The sequence below is a fragment of the Chitinophaga sp. 10T418 genome (genome assembly GCF_056394125.1).
The window spans coordinates 327,783-346,968 of sequence record NZ_JBFTHG010000007.1 but is presented as its reverse complement, the minus strand read 5'-3'; the positions used below and the strand labels follow the sequence as shown (position 1 = coordinate 346,968).

16 protein-coding genes are annotated in these 19,186 nt (G+C 41.6%); 9 read left to right on the top strand and 7 right to left on the bottom strand.

Annotated elements, in window-relative coordinates:
- Positions 1 to 54 precede the first annotated feature (54 nt).
- The 7 genes from AC1DCV_RS22235 to AC1DCV_RS22205 form a co-directional block, all read right to left on the bottom strand.
- Entirely contained in the window at positions 55 to 771 is a 717-nt protein-coding gene (locus tag AC1DCV_RS22235) for a hypothetical protein (RefSeq protein ID WP_477025211.1), read from the bottom strand.
- Complete coding sequence (locus tag AC1DCV_RS22230) at positions 768 to 3,941, bottom strand: lantibiotic dehydratase (RefSeq protein ID WP_477025210.1); 3,174 nt, start codon at positions 3,939 to 3,941, stop codon at positions 768 to 770. The genes AC1DCV_RS22235 and AC1DCV_RS22230 overlap by 4 nt, the downstream gene beginning before the upstream one ends.
- A gap of 47 nt (positions 3,942 to 3,988) precedes the next feature.
- A complete protein-coding gene (locus AC1DCV_RS22225) occupies positions 3,989 to 4,180 on the bottom strand; it encodes a hypothetical protein (RefSeq protein WP_477025209.1) in 192 nt (63 codons plus the stop codon).
- Between the two features lie 149 nt (positions 4,181 to 4,329).
- Positions 4,330 to 4,689 (bottom strand): LytR/AlgR family response regulator transcription factor, encoded by a 360-nt coding sequence (locus AC1DCV_RS22220; RefSeq protein WP_441572907.1) that lies wholly within the window; start codon positions 4,687 to 4,689, stop codon positions 4,330 to 4,332.
- Between the two features lie 15 nt (positions 4,690 to 4,704).
- Positions 4,705 to 4,902 (bottom strand): hypothetical protein, encoded by a 198-nt coding sequence (locus AC1DCV_RS22215; protein ID WP_441572908.1) that lies wholly within the window; start codon positions 4,900 to 4,902, stop codon positions 4,705 to 4,707.
- A 141-nt stretch (positions 4,903 to 5,043) separates the two neighbouring features.
- Positions 5,044 to 5,778 carry a LytR/AlgR family response regulator transcription factor gene (locus AC1DCV_RS22210; RefSeq protein ID WP_477025208.1) on the bottom strand — a complete coding sequence of 245 codons (735 nt, stop codon included), beginning with the start codon at positions 5,776 to 5,778 and terminating at the stop codon, positions 5,044 to 5,046.
- 6 nt (positions 5,779 to 5,784) lie between these two features.
- Positions 5,785 to 6,924: a sensor histidine kinase gene (locus tag AC1DCV_RS22205; RefSeq protein WP_477025207.1), complete on the bottom strand. Its 1,140-nt coding sequence runs from the start codon at positions 6,922 to 6,924 to the stop codon at positions 5,785 to 5,787.
- Positions 6,925 to 7,194: 270 nt separating this feature from the next.
- On the opposite strand from AC1DCV_RS22205, the gene AC1DCV_RS22200 reads away from it, so the two are divergent.
- The 9 genes from AC1DCV_RS22200 to AC1DCV_RS22160 all read left to right on the top strand — a co-directional run bounded on the left by AC1DCV_RS22200 (position 7,195) and on the right by AC1DCV_RS22160 (position 19,177).
- Entirely contained in the window at positions 7,195 to 9,390 is a 2,196-nt protein-coding gene (locus AC1DCV_RS22200; protein WP_477025206.1) for a peptidase domain-containing ABC transporter, read from the top strand.
- 149 nt (positions 9,391 to 9,539) lie between these two features.
- Positions 9,540 to 11,939 carry an outer membrane beta-barrel protein gene (locus AC1DCV_RS22195; protein WP_477025205.1) on the top strand — a complete coding sequence of 800 codons (2,400 nt, stop codon included), beginning with the start codon at positions 9,540 to 9,542 and terminating at the stop codon, positions 11,937 to 11,939.
- A gap of 128 nt (positions 11,940 to 12,067) precedes the next feature.
- A complete protein-coding gene (locus tag AC1DCV_RS22190; protein ID WP_477025204.1) occupies positions 12,068 to 12,268 on the top strand; it encodes a hypothetical protein in 201 nt (66 codons plus the stop codon).
- Positions 12,269 to 12,417: 149 nt separating this feature from the next.
- Positions 12,418 to 12,624 carry a hypothetical protein gene (locus tag AC1DCV_RS22185; protein ID WP_477025203.1) on the top strand — a complete coding sequence of 69 codons (207 nt, stop codon included), beginning with the start codon at positions 12,418 to 12,420 and terminating at the stop codon, positions 12,622 to 12,624.
- Between the two features lie 189 nt (positions 12,625 to 12,813).
- Positions 12,814 to 14,127 (top strand): radical SAM protein, encoded by a 1,314-nt coding sequence (locus AC1DCV_RS22180; RefSeq protein WP_477025202.1) that lies wholly within the window; start codon positions 12,814 to 12,816, stop codon positions 14,125 to 14,127.
- Between the two features lie 18 nt (positions 14,128 to 14,145).
- On the top strand, positions 14,146 to 15,306 hold the full coding sequence (locus AC1DCV_RS22175) for a hypothetical protein (protein ID WP_477025201.1): 1,161 nt from the start codon (positions 14,146 to 14,148) through the stop codon (positions 15,304 to 15,306).
- 36 nt (positions 15,307 to 15,342) lie between these two features.
- A complete protein-coding gene (locus tag AC1DCV_RS22170) occupies positions 15,343 to 16,218 on the top strand; it encodes a hypothetical protein (protein ID WP_477025200.1) in 876 nt (291 codons plus the stop codon).
- Between the two features lie 19 nt (positions 16,219 to 16,237).
- On the top strand, positions 16,238 to 17,986 hold the full coding sequence (locus AC1DCV_RS22165; protein WP_477025199.1) for a galactosyltransferase-related protein: 1,749 nt from the start codon (positions 16,238 to 16,240) through the stop codon (positions 17,984 to 17,986).
- Between the two features lie 15 nt (positions 17,987 to 18,001).
- Positions 18,002 to 19,177, top strand: coding sequence for a glycoside hydrolase family protein (locus AC1DCV_RS22160; protein WP_477025198.1), 1,176 nt, complete (start codon positions 18,002 to 18,004; stop codon positions 19,175 to 19,177).
- The last annotated feature ends 9 nt before the right edge of the window (positions 19,178 to 19,186 follow it).

The window sequence follows — 19,186 nt, the reverse complement described above, 5'->3', positions numbered from 1 at the left end:
GGCCTACTCTTCAAAGCCGGCTTATGTATGATGCTATCCGGGGGTAATTTATCATTATAACCGGAAGGTCTTTTCTACGAATGTGGTGAAGACACTTTTTTCGGATAACGTTATTTCCAGCATGCCTTTACAGGAGGGAGTAAACGTAGTATCGTTCGCCAGCTGCCGGTTGGACGAAGGCGACAGTATACCACTAAAAGCACAACTGCCATTTATTGCAATAGCTGCTATTTCTGTAAGATCGCCTTGCAGGGTAAGGATATTGCTGGTAAGATTGTTCTCCTGCACCAGTAGTTTTACTTTTATAGGTTGCTTACCTGAGCTTATCAACCTAGCAGGTAAGTTGCCATTGAATGTATAGCTGGTTTGCTTAGGAATAAGAATCGCCAGGGTGTCTGGAGTATTAGTTCCTTCACGTTTTACAGATTTAATGGGCACAATAGTGCCGGTATAGGCAGCCGTAATAATACGTGACTGGCCACTGTCTGCCGATGCAACAGCAATAGTTCCATTTCCTGTTATGGGTCCGGTAGATTGCTGAAATGAAATCTTTTCATTTCCGGATTGTATGATATACTGTGGTGGGGTATCCAATGAAATATGTACCGGGTATTGGGCCGTAACCGGATAAACGATGAACATACTTAATATCAGCAATAAACACATTGTAATAGCAAAAGCAAGAATTCCCCAACGCACCATCCACGCAGGAGCTTTCCCTATTATTTCCTGTACTTCAAAAGAATGCTGATAAGTATGATTGTCTATCATGATAGCAGGTTATTTGTTGTTTTTGTTTTATTTCTTGCCAATACAGAAGTATAATGTTTCATCAGGTAATGATATATCACGAGTTCGTGTAGCCGCTGGTTAGCTACGAATAGCCTGTTAAGGAACAGATGTATATAATCCGGTACTAAATGTCTTAATGCTTCCGTGGTGGCCTTTTGCTGTTCATTCGACGGATGGTTATGCTGGCTGATAGCCTTAATGGGAATGGATCTTGCATGGAATATATCAATCACCGCTGCAGGTATCAGCAATGATTCGGCCAGCAGTTTGTCAATCGCTTTACTGTTGTCCCGGTATTTATTATTCAACTGGTACAGGAGTGATCCATCACCATTAAACTCCCGGAAGAAATTCTGTTGAAGCTGTTGTAATAAGTGTAATTTTTGTGCTGTTGTATAGCCAAAATCATTTAACAGGCAGTCCACTCCTTTCAGCGCAAACAGCCAGCGATGCTGTTCATTTCCACTTGATTGAATGATTGGCAGCAATTGTATAACGGCTTCGCTGTCGTGAAAAAAGAATTGTTCACTCAGTTCAATATTCACCTTCCCATATCGTTCTATTTCCCGTACATAGGTATCGAACTGTATCTTATGTACAATATCATTTGCTATATAGTCTTCAAAAATTTGATGTAGTCTGCTGATTACATGTTGACTGAATGCAGGATCTGTGGTGTTTCTAAAGCGTATCCGCAGGTGACTATCCGGATCCTGGTACCGGATATAAAACCATTGCGTAATGATTTTTTCCTGTTTTAACTCCGTCAACAGCGGTAGCAACTCTTTTGTCAGTAATTTATCCATCCACTTTGCACCGCAATATATTTTGGCATACAGCCATTCGCTGCCTGTCGCAAAAGATCGGGATGCGGTGACAGTCTGATGTGTTTTATATGCCGTTAAGGGGATTTCATGGCTGGTATGAGAGAACGGGATCACCATTTCATTGCAGTGGTTGCCCCACGGGCCCACTACCAGGTTATTGTTTTCATTTACCAGCGATTCATACAAAACTACATTGTCTTTATGCAGCTTATCTGTTAGCAGTTCCTGTGCATATTCGCAGGAAAGATCCAGGAATAATTCATTGTCGCCTTCTGCCATTACTACTTTTTCAGGCAGATTATACTTTGTCAGCAGTTGCTTCAAACAGTCCGCAGCCGGCGCAGTGGCCAGCAGATCATTAAATTCATTTGAGAACAACAGCCATCGTGCCCGTTTCAAAATCAGTTGTTTGTAGCTGATACGTGGAAGAAAAGGGGTATTCAGAAATATGTTCCAATCCCATGTTATATTGAATGGAGCGTATTGATTTTGCAGATCACATAAGAACTTATAGATAGACAGGCTTTGCGTATAATTATGCGCGCTGGTAAGCCGAGGTATAATTTCCTTGTTGAGACTTTTGGAACGCAGTATGACCGTATTATTTTTCACGGTCACATACAAATCACTTACCGATAGCTGGTATTTTTCATCCACACTGGCAGTTCCGAGGAAAGGAATTTCGTAGTCATACAGTTGTGGTCTTAGTAATACGTTACCGGTACGGCCTTCAGGCAGATGTATTACTTCCGCAATTATTTTATCTGGAAATAGGCTTTGTTCATAGTCGACGCATGCTTTCATCTGTTGGGCCAATTCACTGTTTCCGGCTGCAAAGCGGCCCATTAAGGCTAATGCGCCGGGGCCACCGCATGACTTCATGATAAACTGAAAATTGCCTTCGTTGAGTTGTTCATTGTCTGTTGCCAGGAGCGTACCCATTAAGCAGGCGGTTGCAGGTACGTTGGCAGTATGACCCGCCGGGGTTATTTTTTGAAGATCTGCATCCGTTATTTCAATGGCGTAAGCATTTTCTTTCTGGGCAAGCGTAAACTTTTCAAGTACCAGTTTATTATAAACATTCCATACTATTTGGGCCGCGGGCGTATCGCCAGGTACCACCAGGTCGTCTACCAAAGGGGTATAGCAGGTTTTATCGCCTGCAATCATGCCATAGCCTATACCACTTTCACTGTCTAATACCGTCATAAGCGGCATTTCTCTTTCTTCGTAGCGCTGATAGAATTTTTTGCAGAAGTTTTGCAGATCAGGGGGGATGGCAGCCTGATTTAATACCGTTAGTTGTTGCAGATGACCGGTAATGGTAGCAATTGTTTTGGCTGAAATGTTATTGGCCGTGGTTTTATAGAAAAGATCTACCTGTACCGCATCTTTGCCGGTTATGACAGGAAATTGCTTTTGCAGGATATCACGGATTCCGGCATAATGCGGGGTACCGATGCCTGGCTGGTCCAATAAGTATTGTATTTGTTTCAGCAGTAGTGTAAGCCCCGTTTCCCCGCTACCTGCTTCCAATTGGGAAGATAATGTCCTGAAATAATCAGGGCCTGTAATGGTAGGTTGCCACAGGGATACCAGTATCTGATTTTGAATGAGTGCTGTTATAAAATCCGCCGCATCTGCTGCGGGGATTGACATATTGGTGAGCACTTGTATCAGCTGATGCAAACTGGCTCCTTTACTGGCGGTAGCAATAATTTGTTCCAGGTAAGGTGTATGGGAGAAAGTGCTGAGAAAATAATGTCTCTTCTTATCTTGTAACTTGTATTCGTAGTACCGGTAGGTAGCTCCGGTAAGATATAAGCTGGTGTTGGATTGGTATTGCAACTGTGTGCTGATGGTTTCATCCTGTAACAGCTCATCTGCCAATGCCGACAAATAATGCATATCCAGACGGGTTACTTTGTGATGAGGATCAGCTGCCAGTGTAATATGGGTGGGCTCCTGGCTGATAGTACCAGGTGTACATCCCGCAAATAAGCCATAAGGTGTGCAACGGGTGCACATTCTTACAAGATATTTATAGAGGGTGAGTGCTAACTTATGCTCCTTTTGAGGACGAAGGGGAATCGTGCCAAGCAGCCATTGCTGCAGTGTTGTATACAAGTCGGGACTGGCCAGATAAATGGCCTCCTGCAACAAAGGATCTGCAAAGTGTTTTTTTATGGCTGCAGTTAACTCGTGTGTATCGTTCCTGTAATTGGTATGTAATGATAACAGCGTACTATATGGCAACAACGGCACCCTTAATAGATAAAAATCAAACGCTTTCAACTGGTTATGAGGTTTGTTGTCGTACATATCTTTAGCTTTTATCAATCTACCCTTCCATCTGCCCCGATAGCTTATTACTGCTCGCCGGGCTTTTGGGTACTGCTGTCTTCCATACCCAATTGCATAGTAATATATGGCCTTGTTTCTTCGCCACCTCCCAATACAGCGGCCATTTCAGCTTCGCTGAAAGGAATGAATCCTCCCGTGGCCGGAATGTCTGTCATGTGGGGTATCCTTTCGGGATGGCTAAAAAGTTGCTTCAGCATACTATTCATTTTTTAATGTTAATGGTTATATTATTTGCCATGAACTTTGAGCTATGTGCAAAGTGCTTACTATTGTACGTTTACGTGTTTTTTTTCGATAAGTATTGTTCTTAACACGACAAAAAGCACATTTTGGTTAATATTTACACCTATAGCCCCAGTATTTTTTGCACTTCCTGTTGGAATCTGGTGAAGCTTACGGGCTTGATCAGGTATCCATGGTTAGGGCCTATTGCTATATCTTTTATATGTGATAAGGGATAGGCCGTAACAATAATAAAATGACAATTTTTTGTTCTAAGCAGCAGGTTAATGCTGTCTCTCTTAACCCCCTTTATATTCACATCCAATAGGATTAAATCAATCTTATTCTCCAATATTAGTTGCTCTACGCCTTGCAGTTTATCTGTAGACATGATCAGCTCTACCCTATCTATGCTGCCCAGATAGTTACTGAGCAACTCCACAGCCAGGGGTTCATCGTCTACTATGGCGCATCTGTAAGACATATCAATAAACCTGGTTTAGTGAGCAACGGAAAGGGATAGTGTAAGACCGTTTATGGTAGTGAAGATGGTATCATGGGTATTGGTGGTATCGCTCCCTGAGTTCATCATTTTGGTAATGCTCAGGTTATTAACAGTGCTCATGTCTGTTTTTGCCACGATTTCTTTATCGAGGCTGAGTTTCACGTGGTGCAGGGGAGATGCTGGATGTTTCATATTTGTATGGATTAATGGGTTTTAGTTTACCATACAAAAATGCAATAGTAGAAACAGAGACGCGTTTTTTTTAGATAAAAGGGGGAACTGACACGACCAATTCAAATTAATAGGTCACTTTTAGTAATTGCCGGCAGTTTATTACTCCTCATCCGCGCTATCCTGGGCTATTCCCAGCCGCTTATTCAGCTCCTGTTTGTATTGTTTGGAGATAATGATAGAATGATTATTCAATAATTCGGCTGTGTTACCCATTATGTTTTTAATCGCATTTAATTGTACAATATAGGATTTGTGCGCTCGTGTAAACAGGCTGGTAGGAAGCACGCTTTCCATATATTTCATGCGCTGGTAGATGATATATGTCTTTTGCGCGGTCACAATTTTTATATAGTCTTTCATTCCTTCCACATAGTAGATATCATTAAACACCAGCTTGCACAGCTTCTGTCCATCTTTAATGAACATATAGGTACTGGGTACGGTCTCTTTAGCAGGAAGTTGTTTTTTCTGTTGCAGCAGGATTTTCGCTTTATTGAGCGCTTTCAAAAAGCGGTCAAAAGAAAAAGGCTTCATCAGGTAATCCACCACATCCAGCTCAAAGCTTTCTAGTGCATAGTTAGGACTTGCCGTAGTAAAGATGACCAGGGGAGCAAAATGAAGGGAGCGTATCATTTCCACGCCGTTAATAATGGGCATCTGGATATCGGAAAACAGCAGATCTATGGGCTGTTGCTGTAATACATCGGATGCCTCAAAAGCACTTTCGCAGGCCTGTACCAGTTCCAGCTGGGGGATTTTGGCAATATAGGTGGTCATTAATTCACGGGCAATGGGCTCATCGTCTACAACCAGACATTTAATTTTCTGTTCCATTTGGGTTTAATTGGCAAGTGTTAAGGAGAGGATAACTTTGTAATAGTCTGTTGTATCTTCGATATGGAGCGTATGGCGCCCCGGGTAAAGTAGTTCCAGGCGCTTGCGGGAGTTGGATTGTCCGATCCCTCCTACATCGCTTTTTACCATTGTTTCTTCATTTTTGCTATTGCCGATCTCTATTTTTATTTGCGGGCCTTTTGCCTGAATACTTATCAGTATCTCACATTTCCCGAGTGCATTACTTTGTCCGTATTTAAAAGCATTTTCCACAAATGGAAACATTAAAAGGGGGCCAATCTGTTGATCACTTATTTCCTGTTCATTGCATTCAAACCGGATATCGGCATTTTTACCATAACGTACACGCTCCAGCTCTGTATAGTTCCTCATGAAATCTATTTCATTCTGTAACAGCACTTGTGGTGTATCAGATTCGTAGAGGGTGTAGCGCATCATGGAAGAAAGATGGAGTATTAAGCCAGATGCCTGTTGATCGCCTTTCAGGGAAAGGGTATAAATATTATTCAGGGTATTAAACAGGAAATGCGGGTTGAGCTGGGCTTTCAGAAAGTCAAGTTCCAGGTCTACTTTATCTCTTTCCATGTTTAATCTGCGGATAGTAGCCCTGATAATGTCCAGCACCAGTTTAAGGACCGCGCTGGGTGCGGCAGCAGAGGCAAAAAACCAGGCGCCTTTGAGTGTACGGTGAAGTAAGGATACGCCGAATATCCCTTCGTTTACAATCGTTTCAACACTTTCTTTGGTTACCGGGTCATGGACAACCAGGTTGTTGTGAATAAACAGACAAGTAAGGTAATTGAGCAGGCTATGTACAAAGAAGGGTATGGTAAAACATATCACTCCCAGTATAAACCGGCCTTTTAGAATAAAGTATGGAACTACAAAATATAGTATAAAGTAGAAGAAGAACATGATGCCCAGCATGTTTCTTGCCCCAAACGCCAAACAGGTGGCCAAAGATTCATTATAGTTGACGTAAACAAGCGTAGTCTGTAAAATCAGTATTAACAGCCACATGGTTGCATGTGCTGCCAGCCTGACTTTTTGGGTATAGAACTTTTCAAACTCCCCGGAAATTATCCAGTTCAATATCGGGTTACCTCTTACAGTTGTGCTCTCCATTGCGTTACGTCTCGTAGAAGTTGGTATTGGTCGAATAATGTTTCACTGTTACCTAAATTTTTCGTGCTTAGCAGCTAAAATAGGGAAAAAAAATTATCGGCAAATTTTTTTTCTCTATAGGAACCGGGCGCATGGTGTTTTTTGTACTTTTTTACCGCAAAAGTCGCATTAGATAGCACTTTAACGACTATAAAGACCAATTCCCGGCCAATGAAAGGACCCCGTAAACGAGCTGAGTTTACGCCATTTTAACTAAAAATAACTATCAGGATGGCCATTTTCCCGCATTATAAGCAGCATGATATGATGGACTGCGGTCCCACCTGTTTGCAGATCATAAGTAAGCATTACGGTAAGGTACTTAATATAGAACGTATCCGTAAGCTAAGTGACATCGGTAAAACCGGTGTGTCCCTGCTGGGCATTTCCAGAGCCGCAGAGGCATTGGGTATTAGAGCTCAGGGTGGGAAGATTGCCTTTGAAAGCATTGCCGGCAAATCGGTACTCCCCTGCATTGTGCATTGGCGCCGCAACCATTTTGTGGTAGTATATAAGGTAAGCCGCAACAAAGTATATGTGTCTKATCCCGCCAGTGGCCTGATAAAATACTCGCAGGAAGAATTTATAGAAAACTGGGCTTATGCCTGGCAGGGCAGTAAAGCCATGGGCGTTATTCTCCACCTGAACCCTACTCCTACCTTTTACCAGCAGGAAGATGATATTCCTGTAAAGGGAATGGGTATGCAGTACTTATGGGACCATGTCTGGCATTATAAAAAACTGCTGCTGCAGATAGGTATCGGCTTAGTGGCTGCGAGTGTGATTCAGTTAATATTTCCTTTTCTGACGAAAGGTATTATTGATGTGGGCATACAAAATAAGAGCGTGCACTTTATTTATCTCATGCTCATAGGACAACTACTACTGAGTGCCGGCCAATTCTTTATTGACTTGCTGCGGGGTTGGGTGTTGTTGCATATTACCAGTCGTATCAATATTATGGTGCTCAGCGATTTTTTGCATAAGCTGATGCGGTTGCCGTTATCTTTTTTTGATACCAAACTAACCGGCGACCTGCTGCAGCGTATCGAAGATCATAAACGCATCGAAAACCTGTTGACAGGTAATACCATCAATACTTTGTTTTCCCTGATAACGCTCGCATTATTCAGTGGTTTGATGCTGCACTATAGCCTGGATATTTTCATCGTGTTTGTTATTGGTAGCGCGCTCTATCTAGGCTGGCTCCTGATATTTTTACGCAAGCGTAAAAAGCTTGACTTTAAACGCTTTGAAGCCCGCGCACAAAATCACAGCAAAACCCTGCAGATAATAAACGGTATACACGAAATAAATCTGAACGATAACGGCACGCAAAAAATATGGGAATGGGAAAGGCTGCAAGCCAAACTGTTTAACCAGAATATAAAGAGTCTCACCCTTAACCAGAACCAGTCTTTAGGCGCTTTATTTATTAACCAGGCAAAAGATATCCTGATCGTTTTCCTGGCTGCCAAAGCCGTACTGGAAGGGCGGGTGAGCGTAGGTGAGATGATGGCGATGCAATTCATAGTTGGTCAGATGAACGGACCGGTGCTGCAGATGGCAGGATTCTTACAAACATTACAGGATGCCAAAATAAGCATGGAACGATTGGGACAGATCCATTCCCTGCAGGATGAAGAAGTACCTGAAATGCACCAGCAGCACCATCTGCCCTCTGCCAGGAGCATCGCACTAAATGAAGTGTCTTTCGCTTACCCCGGCGCCGGCAATCAGCTCATATTAAAAGATATCAGCTTTACGATAGAAGAAGGACACACCACCGCCATTGTAGGCGCCAGCGGCAGTGGTAAAACAACCCTGTTGAAGTTGTTATTAAAAATGTACCCGCCGGTGGAAGGTACTATGCAAATAGGTGGTAGCACCGACTTCCGCGGCATCAGCCCTAAATTCTGGCGCAGGCAGTGCGGTATTGTAATGCAGGAAGGATTTATTTTTTCTGACACGATTGCAGGCAACATTATTATGGGCGATGAACAGCCTGATATAGCCCGACTGGAACATGCATTAGCGGTTGCCAACCTAACGCAGTTTGTAAACGACCTGCCATTGGGCCTTAATACTAAGATAGGTGCCGAAGGTAAAGGGATCAGCGGAGGGCAAAAACAACGTATACTCATCGCAAGAGTAGTATATAAGAACCCTGAATATATCTTCCTGGATGAAGCTACAAGCGCACTGGATGCCAATAATGAAAAAATGATTATCCAGCAGTTGAATGAGTTCTGTAAAGGAAAGACGGTAGTGGTGGTAGCTCATAGACTAAGTACAGTTAGGAATGCTGACAATATAATTGTATTGCATAAAGGAGAGATAATAGAGCAGGGATCACATCATGATCTGGTGAATCTGCGCGGTCATTATTATGAGTTAATTAAGAATCAACTGGAATTGGGAAATTAAAAAGTTGATGAATTTTTGATTTCATCGTGTCGCCTCAGGATTTGGTCTAATAATTTCAGAAAACAAAAGTAGAAATAACAACTTTGAAATAAGCAATGAGACATACAAATAGACGCTTCGTTTCACTGTAAATAAAAACACACTGGACTATGAAATGGTTAACTACAATCCTTATAACGCTTATCACTACGGTTGCTGCCAATGCACAAAATGCAGCCATCACCGGTTGGGTTGTAGATAAAACCAATGCGCCAATACAATTTGCCTCTGTTGTATTGCTTTCTCAAAATACTAATAAACCAGTAGCGCAAACTACCTCTGATGAGAAAGGCGCATTTAAACTGGAAGCAAAAGCAAGTGAAGCTTATGTGTTGAAAGTATTTCAACTGAATTATGATTTGTACAGCGTAAACATTGCTTCTTTTACAAATGCTGACATGGGTCGTATCACACTTAATATCAAGTCTGATAACTTAAAAGAAGTAACAGTAGTAGGTAATCCTCCTTTAATTACCCGCAAAGTAGACAGAGTGGTGTTGAATGTGCAGAATAATCCGCTGACAGCAGGTAAATCTTCACTGGAGTTATTTAAACTGGCTCCAGGCGTATCTGTACTAAATGGTAACATCAGTATCAACGGCATCACACATGCCAGGGTAATGCTGAATGGAAGGATGTTGAATATGGGCGGTGCTGAATTGATTAATTTTCTTACAACACTGAGAGCAGAAGAAATAGCCACCATAGAAATAATTGCTAATCCACCGGCGGAATATTCAGCATCAGCAGGAGGTCTCATCAATATCGTGTATAAAAAGCAACGAAAAGACGGATTGAATGGTTCCATCAGCAGTAGCTATGTGCAGGGAAGGTATGCAGGAACAAGTGAAAGTGCATTGTTGAACTATAAACAGAAAAAGGTGACCCTGTTCGGCAGCTACAGTATGAACTGGGATAACGGATACGGAAGTGACTGGACCACCAGAACAAATGAAAAAGGAGAATTTAATTATAAAGAAAGTTCATTCAGAAAAGATACTTATGCCGGTCGCAGGTTAAGAGTGGGTGGAATCTACGATGTTAATAAGAACCAGTACATGGGAATTGAATATTCTAATTCCACCTGGAAGGATAAGTCGCCCTATCAAACGACTACTACCCTCGGAGGGACTGGCGCCAAAGACATTGTATTGAATGGTATATTCCCTCAGAATCAGGATGCATCATATAACAATCTTGGTTATAATTATCGTATAAAGTTAGACTCACTGGGCACGGCACTGACCTTTACAACAGACTATACCTGGAATACTTCTACCAAAAAGAATAGTGCAACTTCCAATTATTATGATGAAGTAAACGGAAAATTTGGAGATACCTTATATCGTAATACGATACCGGCTAACTCTCAGGTATATTCGGCCAATGTGAAATTGGAAAAGCCATTATCAAAATCGGCCGCTATCAGTTTGGGAGGCAGGTTAGTAAAGGCTTCGATTGATAATGATGTACAATTCGAAAACTTTAAAAATGCTTCCTGGACAAAGGATCTGACCCAAAGCTATCAATACCGGTACAAAGAAGATATCTATGCCGGGTTCTTAAACTATACAGGCAAGGTTTTTAAAACGGATGTCAAAGTGGGATTACGCGCGGAGTATACCAATACAGACGGGCATCTGTTGACAGCTGATACTATCAGAGATAACCACAAGGGTTACCTGGGATTGTTTCCTAGCCTGTTTATGCAGAGAACCCTGAATGCAAAAGCAGGGAATAGTATTGAGTTCTCTTTCAGAAGAGGTATTGACAGACCTTCTTATACTCAACTGAATCCATTTGTAATATATATGGATAACTATACTACGCTGGAAGGGAATCCATATCTGAAGCCTCAATATGCCAGTACGTTTCAGCTGACATATGTCCATCACGAGGATTATTCCTTATCCTTTATCTATCAGAGAGCCAACGATGTCATCTTCAATATCTTACATACACGCCCCGGAGATGCTCTATCAGTATATTATGCGCCGGAAAACCTGGACATACGGGATAACTACATTGTTATATTGAATGCGCCAGTGGAGGTAGCTAAATGGTGGAGCATGTACAACACTTTTGTGTTCAAACAGGAGAAGATGAGGTTCCAGGACTTCCAGTATAATAAGCCGGTAGTATTTGTACAAACTGCTCAGGATATAACATTGCCGGCTGATCTGAGATTAAGTGTGAATGGATTGTATTATTCCAGCATGATGCAGGGTAATATATCAGTAGATGGGTTTTATAGAATAGACATGGGGTTACAGAAGTCATTCATGAAAGATAAACTCATAGCCAAAATCAATGTGAACGATGTGTTTAACACAGAAAGAAGCAGAACAAAAACGATCTACCAACACTACATTCAAAATGGTCTGGAAAAAAATCAGACACAAAGCATCGCTCTACAGTTGATATATAGCTTTAAGCTTGGGAAAGCGTTTACTGTAAAGGAGATGGATCGTAGCAACAGTGATGAAAAGAAGCGGTTGGGTGATAAGTAAATGTTCCACGAGCTCCTGAAGAAGCTTTGATAATAAGTATTAATAAACGCATTGTTATAACAAGAGGGGGAAGCTGAAAACCCTTGGTAAGAGTAAGCACTAAAACCTTAATTGAAAATCAAATTAACATGTCTACAGAAAAAAAAGACCTGGGCTTAACCCCTCTGAAAGAAAACGAATTAGGGCAAATTGAAGGCGGCTTCGCTGAAGTTGATGGCGCTGCAACTGAGTCACTGGACGATACAAACGTTCTTTGTGGTATCAATATCAGCAAATGTGGTAAAACTACTACTGCCACTCCTCCTCCTACCACTCCTCCTGCTGAGTAATCAGTCGTTATTTTTTCAGCATCCCTCTGAACCGTCATTCACCCCTGGTTCCCTTATGCAATATATTAAACCTATTGTTATAGCAAGAGAGGGACGCTGAAAACCCTTCATCAGAGTAAGCACAATCCTTAATTGAAAATCAAATTAACATGTCTACAGAAAAAAAAGACCTGGGTTTAACCCCTTTGCAAGAAAATGAATTAGGCCAGATCGAAGGCGGTTTCGCTGAAGTTGATGGCGCTGAAACTGATTCACTTGAAGACACAAACGTTCTTTGTGGTATCAACATCAGCAAGTGTGGTAAAACTACTACTGCTGCACCTGCACCTACTAATCCTACTCCTAGCGTTGAGTAGTCAGGTCGCAGTTTTTCAGCATCCTTCTGAACCGTCATTCACTCCCTGGTTCGTTTATGCAATATATTAAACCTATTGTTATAACAAAGGAGGATGCTGAAGAACCTTATCTGGTAAATTTCAAATCAAAACACAATAGGATAGGGGTAACTCCCTATCCTATATTTCCGGACCGATAAGAGATGATATATGAAATTAAGCCGTTTTAATAATGCCGTAGGATACAAGGACAAGGTTGTTCTGTATAATTCCCGCAGTAATAATTTCCTGTTGGTAGATCCTATGTTGCAGGAGCTGATGGAGGCCGGCAAAACGTCATCCAATATAGAAGAACTGGCGAATTATCACCCCCAGTTTTATAAAGCACTGCAAACAAAAGGATTTATTGTAGAGGAAACACTGGATGAAATACAGGCAGTAAAGGATTGGAGCGCCCGGGTAGATGGGAACGAAAGTACCTATCACCTTGTGATTAACCCTACCATGAACTGTAATTTCAAGTGCTGGTATTGTTATGAATCCCATATCAAGGACTCCAAAATGTCGGAGTTTACCCTGGATAATATCCGGAAGCATATCGTATCGGTTTTGCAGAATAAACCCGGGTTAAAGTTTTTCCATATAGATTGGTTTGGCGGAGAACCGCTGTTGTTTTTCGACAAAGTGATAGATCCTATACTGGATTATGGCACTAAAATTTGCCAGGAATATGGCGTAGCATTCAGCACATCGTTCACTACCAACGCATTTCTGATCAATCCTGCAATGATTGAGCGTTTTAAGTTGTACAATATAACTGACTTCCAGATTACGCTGGATGGTAACCGTGACACGCACAATAAAGTACGCTTTGTTAACGCTAAAAGAGGCTCCTATGATGAAATAGTAGCTAATGTTGCCGCCTTGTGTACTGCCGGTTTCCATGTAACACAACGGATAAACTATACCAAAAACACCCTGGATAACCTCGAAAGCATTGCTGACGATCTGCAACAGGTGCCAAGAGAATTCCGCCGCAATATTTCTATTTCTCTTCACAAAGTATGGCAGGTAGAGGATGAAACCCTGAACGACCGTGTTACTGAACTGATACAATACTTTATCAGTGCCGGATTTTATGCTGCTTATGGGGGAACGCCTGATAACGTAAAGCACTCCTGTTACGCAGATAAGAAAAATCATGCTACCATTAATTATAACGGAGAAGTATATAAATGTACTGCCCGTAATTTCTCCAGCGAAACAAGGGAAGGACTGCTGAATGACGATGGAAGCATTACCTGGAATGAGAAGTTTGAGGAACGCATGAACATCAAGTTTAAAAATAAGCCTTGCCTGAGTTGCCCGATTATGCCTATCTGCAATGGTGGATGTTCTCAGGTGGCGCTGGAAAATAAGGGCGAAGATTATTGTGTATATAATTTCAAGGATTATCTGAAGAAAGAGATGGTGCTGAATAAATTCCTGGAGACATTAAATTCAAAGGCATTAAAAATTGCTTAATACCATAACCTGCGTCATATGGAACTTAAACTTTCCCGGTATATCGTAGATGTGACTATTCCGCAGTTCGCATCGGAGCCAACAGCCGATCGCTTGCTCTACTCTACCCGGAGTGGTAAAACAATCCGGTTAAGTCATCGCTATCTGGACATATTGTACACCGCTAACTTTAACCTGCTTCCGGATAAGCTATTTACTATACTGTTTGATAACGAAATACTGATACCCGCAGCCGAAGAAGAAAAAGAAACGCTGTTAACCCGCAACTTATTGGCATTGGAAGATGTAACTGGTAATTCCACCACGCTGTTGGTACCGGTAAAAGCAACCCCCGATAATAGTTTCCTCGATGTGTTGATGGTTCAGTTGGACAATGTCCTCGCTGCTATCAAAACGAATAATATAAAGGGTTTCAAATATACTGTCCGCCTGTTGTTGGTCATTCAGTACCCTGTTTTGGATCTGGATTGGTTACTTTTGCTGGATACCCGCTTAAAGGAAATTAAATCAACGGTTAAGCTCACCTTTACGTTAAATATGCTGTATGACACCGGGGACTATGATAACCTGGTGATCCCTCCCCTGCAGGTATTGACAGTAAACCGGCTCTTTTTTGTTTTCAATGAAGAAAAATACAATCACCTACAGCATTGTACTTCAGATATTGAAATCATCCAAAGAGACCTTTTAACAGGTCCGCATCACCCTGGCATGAAGCTGCAAATGATATTTAAGGTAACCGGTAAAAGCTGGGACAACTGGAGAATACCATTTATCTATGTCATCGCTACCAGCGCCAGACACAAGAAAGTAACGATTGAATTTGCCATTGATAAGCCCGCATCAGAGATGAAGGAGCAGGAAAAAGAATTAATCTATCTTCTTTCCGATTACAAGATTAAATGTAAATGGTTGCCCCGGCCCTATCAAATTGGTTTTGCGCCCGCGTTGCAACAGGACAAATTATCGCAGGCTGGTATACAAATCATTAATACCGACTTAAACCTGGACGGAGAAGAATTATTACAGCTAGTCTCGTACTTATCGGAAACAACACCGCATCCTTATCGCCAGCAATTACCGCTGCAGGAGCAATTCGCTGCCACTTATCCCGTTAGCAATATAGAGGAGCGGATACTGGCTACAGCCGGCATTCCTTTGCGTCCACAAGAAGTGTAAATCCTATAGAAGATAATACTGATTAAATACTATCATATGCTGCTTTTAACTACAGGTGCTTCTCTCACGCAGGCCGCTGAGAGGCTGGAAGCTTTTTTTAATGATGTATTGTTAGCTAAGCTAACGCCGGAGGATAAACATACGCTGTATCCACTAAACTCCTGGTTTATGAAAGGGCTTAACTATAGTAAGTCCGGAAGTATGGTATTGGCAAAGTATTACTTTGAACAGGGAGAGCGGTATGAGCAGTCACTGGCCAAAGACACCTTGCTTTGGCAGGCAGTACAGAATGAATATCTACCTAAAAAAGCCTATTACTTATATAAAACCGGGGAAAGAGACAGCGCAGAAAAAATGCTGCATGAAGTGATGCTTAATATGCAGGCAATGGAGCAGCAGGGGTTTGAGTACCTGGTGTTTGGCCGTATCCAACAGTATCATAACCTGGTAAGGATGTATTTTGCCTACGGACAAACAGATGAAGCTATTGGCCTTGCATCGGAAGTAGTTGCATATTTGCTGAGCGGACATTCCGATAAATTAACAGACCTGAACGTTCCGCTGGCACAGCATCCTGAAGAATACGATGTATTTAAATATCTTTTTATATGCCAGGTATTGTTTGAAACATTGAACGTGATGATCGCGTTCTTAAAGGCTCCCCAGTTGACGATAAAGGTAAACAGGCTATTAGAGATAATTTTGCCAGCGGCAAAACAATACCAAACATATTCTGACGATGCTCATCTAATAAAACAAACGATCCTCCTTTTTGAATCATTTTATGCAGGTAACTATCCACTGTTTTGTGAAGAAGCTGATTTATTTGTAGCAAATAATCCGGATCAATATGTACCGGCAAAGAAATGCCTCGAATTATATTCGGATTTGTGCCGGAAAATAACCATGTAGTCCGTAATAAAATGTATCTATGATATTTCTCTCCGCACAACCTGATGACGTGTTTTTCCTCTGGCAGTTAGAGGTTATGTTGCATAATTTTAAGCAGGTAGGCATAGATCCGGCCTGTATCCATATATTATTGGGTGTAGATCCACGTGTTGGGCTAAGAGTGGAATATAAAGCACTGGTGGCCAGGGAGGACCTGGCTCAATTTTTCATTTACCCGGATAACAGGGCAAATCCCAGGTACGTATCCGGAATAAGGCCGCATATCATTAAGCAGCATTTTAATAGTAATCCGTGGTTGGAACAGGAGACCCTGTTTTACCACGATTGTGATATTATTTTCCGTGAGCTGCCGGATATGCAGGAAATGGAAGCAGGTAATACCTGGTATGTTTCCGACACCAAAAGTTACCTGGACACGAAGTACATACTGAAGTACGGCACTACAGTATTGGATAGTATGTGCAGTATTGTAGGCATTGATAAGAATCTGGTAACGGCGAATGATGAAAATGCCGGTGGTGCACAGTATATACTGAAAGGAACAGACTATTACTTCTGGGATAAGGTGGAGAACGATGCGGAAAAGTTATTTACACAGCTGGAGGAAACGAATGAAAGCTGTGCTACATCCCATATGCAGGAAACCGGAGAAGAGGCCGATGTATATGTTGGTATTCAGGCCTGGTGTGCTGATATGTGGGCTGTATTGTGGAATGGATTGTTAAGAGGGAATCCGGTAAAGATCAGCAGGGAACTTGACTTTTGCTGGCCTGTCAATAATATTGAAAGATGGGATGAATGCAAGATATTTCATAATGCAGGGGTAGTTGGAGGTCAGGCGAGAAAGTATTTCTGCAAGGGCACTTACGAACATAAAATACCCCACTTCGAAGTATTTGGATATGTTGATAAATCGTCTTGTAGTGTCAAATATGTAGAAGCTATATATAGCTATATTAAATCTACCAAAATAATTCTCAAAGACACTACTATATTAATACCGGTAAGAATTGATTCACCAGATAGAATGAATAATCTGCATACTATCCTCCGGTATATTGATACCTATTTTGAAACAAATGTAACGGTCCTTGAAATTGATAATTCTCCCAAAGTGAATAGAGATGTTATACCATCCTATATGAGGTATAGTTTCCAGTATGAGGAGCGTGCTATCTACTATCGCACTTATTATAACAATTTATTGTTGAACATGTGTGAAACTCCTTATGCTGCAATATTTGATACAGATGTTGTAGTACCTCCCAATCAACTATCCTGGGCAGTAGAATATCTCCGTCATAAAGGAATGTCGCTGGTATATCCTTTTAGTGGTGGTTGCTACTTCGTTGATAATAACTTCAGCAATCTTTTCCGCCGGCAACTGGATTTTGGGGTGCTTAATAATTACAAAGACTCCTTCTATGAAACCCCTGTGGATAGCTATGGGGGCGCTTTTGTAGTAAACCTGGCCACTTTTAAGCGATTAGGGATGGATAATATCAACCTGGTAGGTTGGGGCCCGGAAGACCAGGAGCGGTATAAGCGGTTTAAAATAGCCGGAGAAAAAATAAAGAGAATTGACGGACCACTGTATCATTTGCATCATATCAGGAAAGAGAATTCAAATTTTCATAATAGCCAGTTGGAGTTGAGCAACAGGCATGAGTTTTTGAAGATATGTAATATGTCCCCGGCGACCTTGCAGGAGTATATTCATGAAATGAAGAGTGAAGGTTATCAACCGCCTGCCTTACGATACATTTAAAAGAATAAATTCATTATGAATACAATAGCAACAAGTGAAGCCAAGCAAACACGGGAAGAGCATCTGGACAGGATTGCCAGATATTTGTTGTTAAATGGCGGGTTTACAAAAAGCATTAGCTTAAACGTTGGTAAAACAGGCATATCATTTTTTATGCTGCATTATGCGAGGTATAAGCAGGTGAAAACATACGATTCCTTTGGGGAAGATCTGCTACAGGAGGTGTTTAGTACCATGAATTTTAAATCAGGTAAGGGGTTTGGATCCGGACTACCTGGAATAGCATGGACGATAGAATACCTGTTGCGGCATAATTTAATACGTCTGAATGATTCTTCCCTGGCGGTATTAAGCGATATAGACGAAGCGGTGTATTCCTGGAATTATGAGTTGAGCTGGGGATTTTCTGAGGGCTTAACAGGACATGTACTGTACCTGCAAAACCGTATTGATCGTGAAGGATACAATGCCGAGGACCTGGATAAAATTATACGGTATGAGGTGTATATTGGTATGATAGACCGGCTGGAAAGAATTTTCCTGAGAAAATTCAGTGAAGATAATAATGCCCTTGCCAAATTTATTGCCGATAAAAAGTATACCCCTACCGAGAAGAATATAGAGACCTGCCATCATGCAAAAGTAGTGACCGTTCTGGCCAGGAGCCTGCAGTATGACATCTATCCTGTTGTTACAAAGCGTTCGCTGGAGAGAATGGTAGCATGTATTCCTGCTGCTATTACCGCTATGGAACAAAATATTCCAGGCAATATGCACGATGCATTTATGTATTTCAATATACAGGTAGAATTATGCAGGTCTTGCTGGAATGCCTGGAAATATACAGGCAATGAGAGTTGGAAAGATACCGCCAGACAACATTTGTTGTCGGCTATTGATAACTATCTGCCGCTGGTAGGTGCTGCATTTAAGAATATCATCTATCTGCAGAAAACTATTTTTATAGCACAGGTGTACAGACGTGCTTACCTGGAAATGCAGGAACCGGCATTTGAGCGTGTTTATGACGAAATCACCGATCATTTAATTGGTCTGTCATACGCTGCTATTGCAAAAGAAAGCGATAAGTACATGGGTATAGCAGAAGGTTTGGCGGGCATTGGCCTGGTTCTTTTATCAGGTATTGATGAAGAAACCTGCTGTTGGGATGAATGTTTGTTAATCAGTTAAGATAATCAG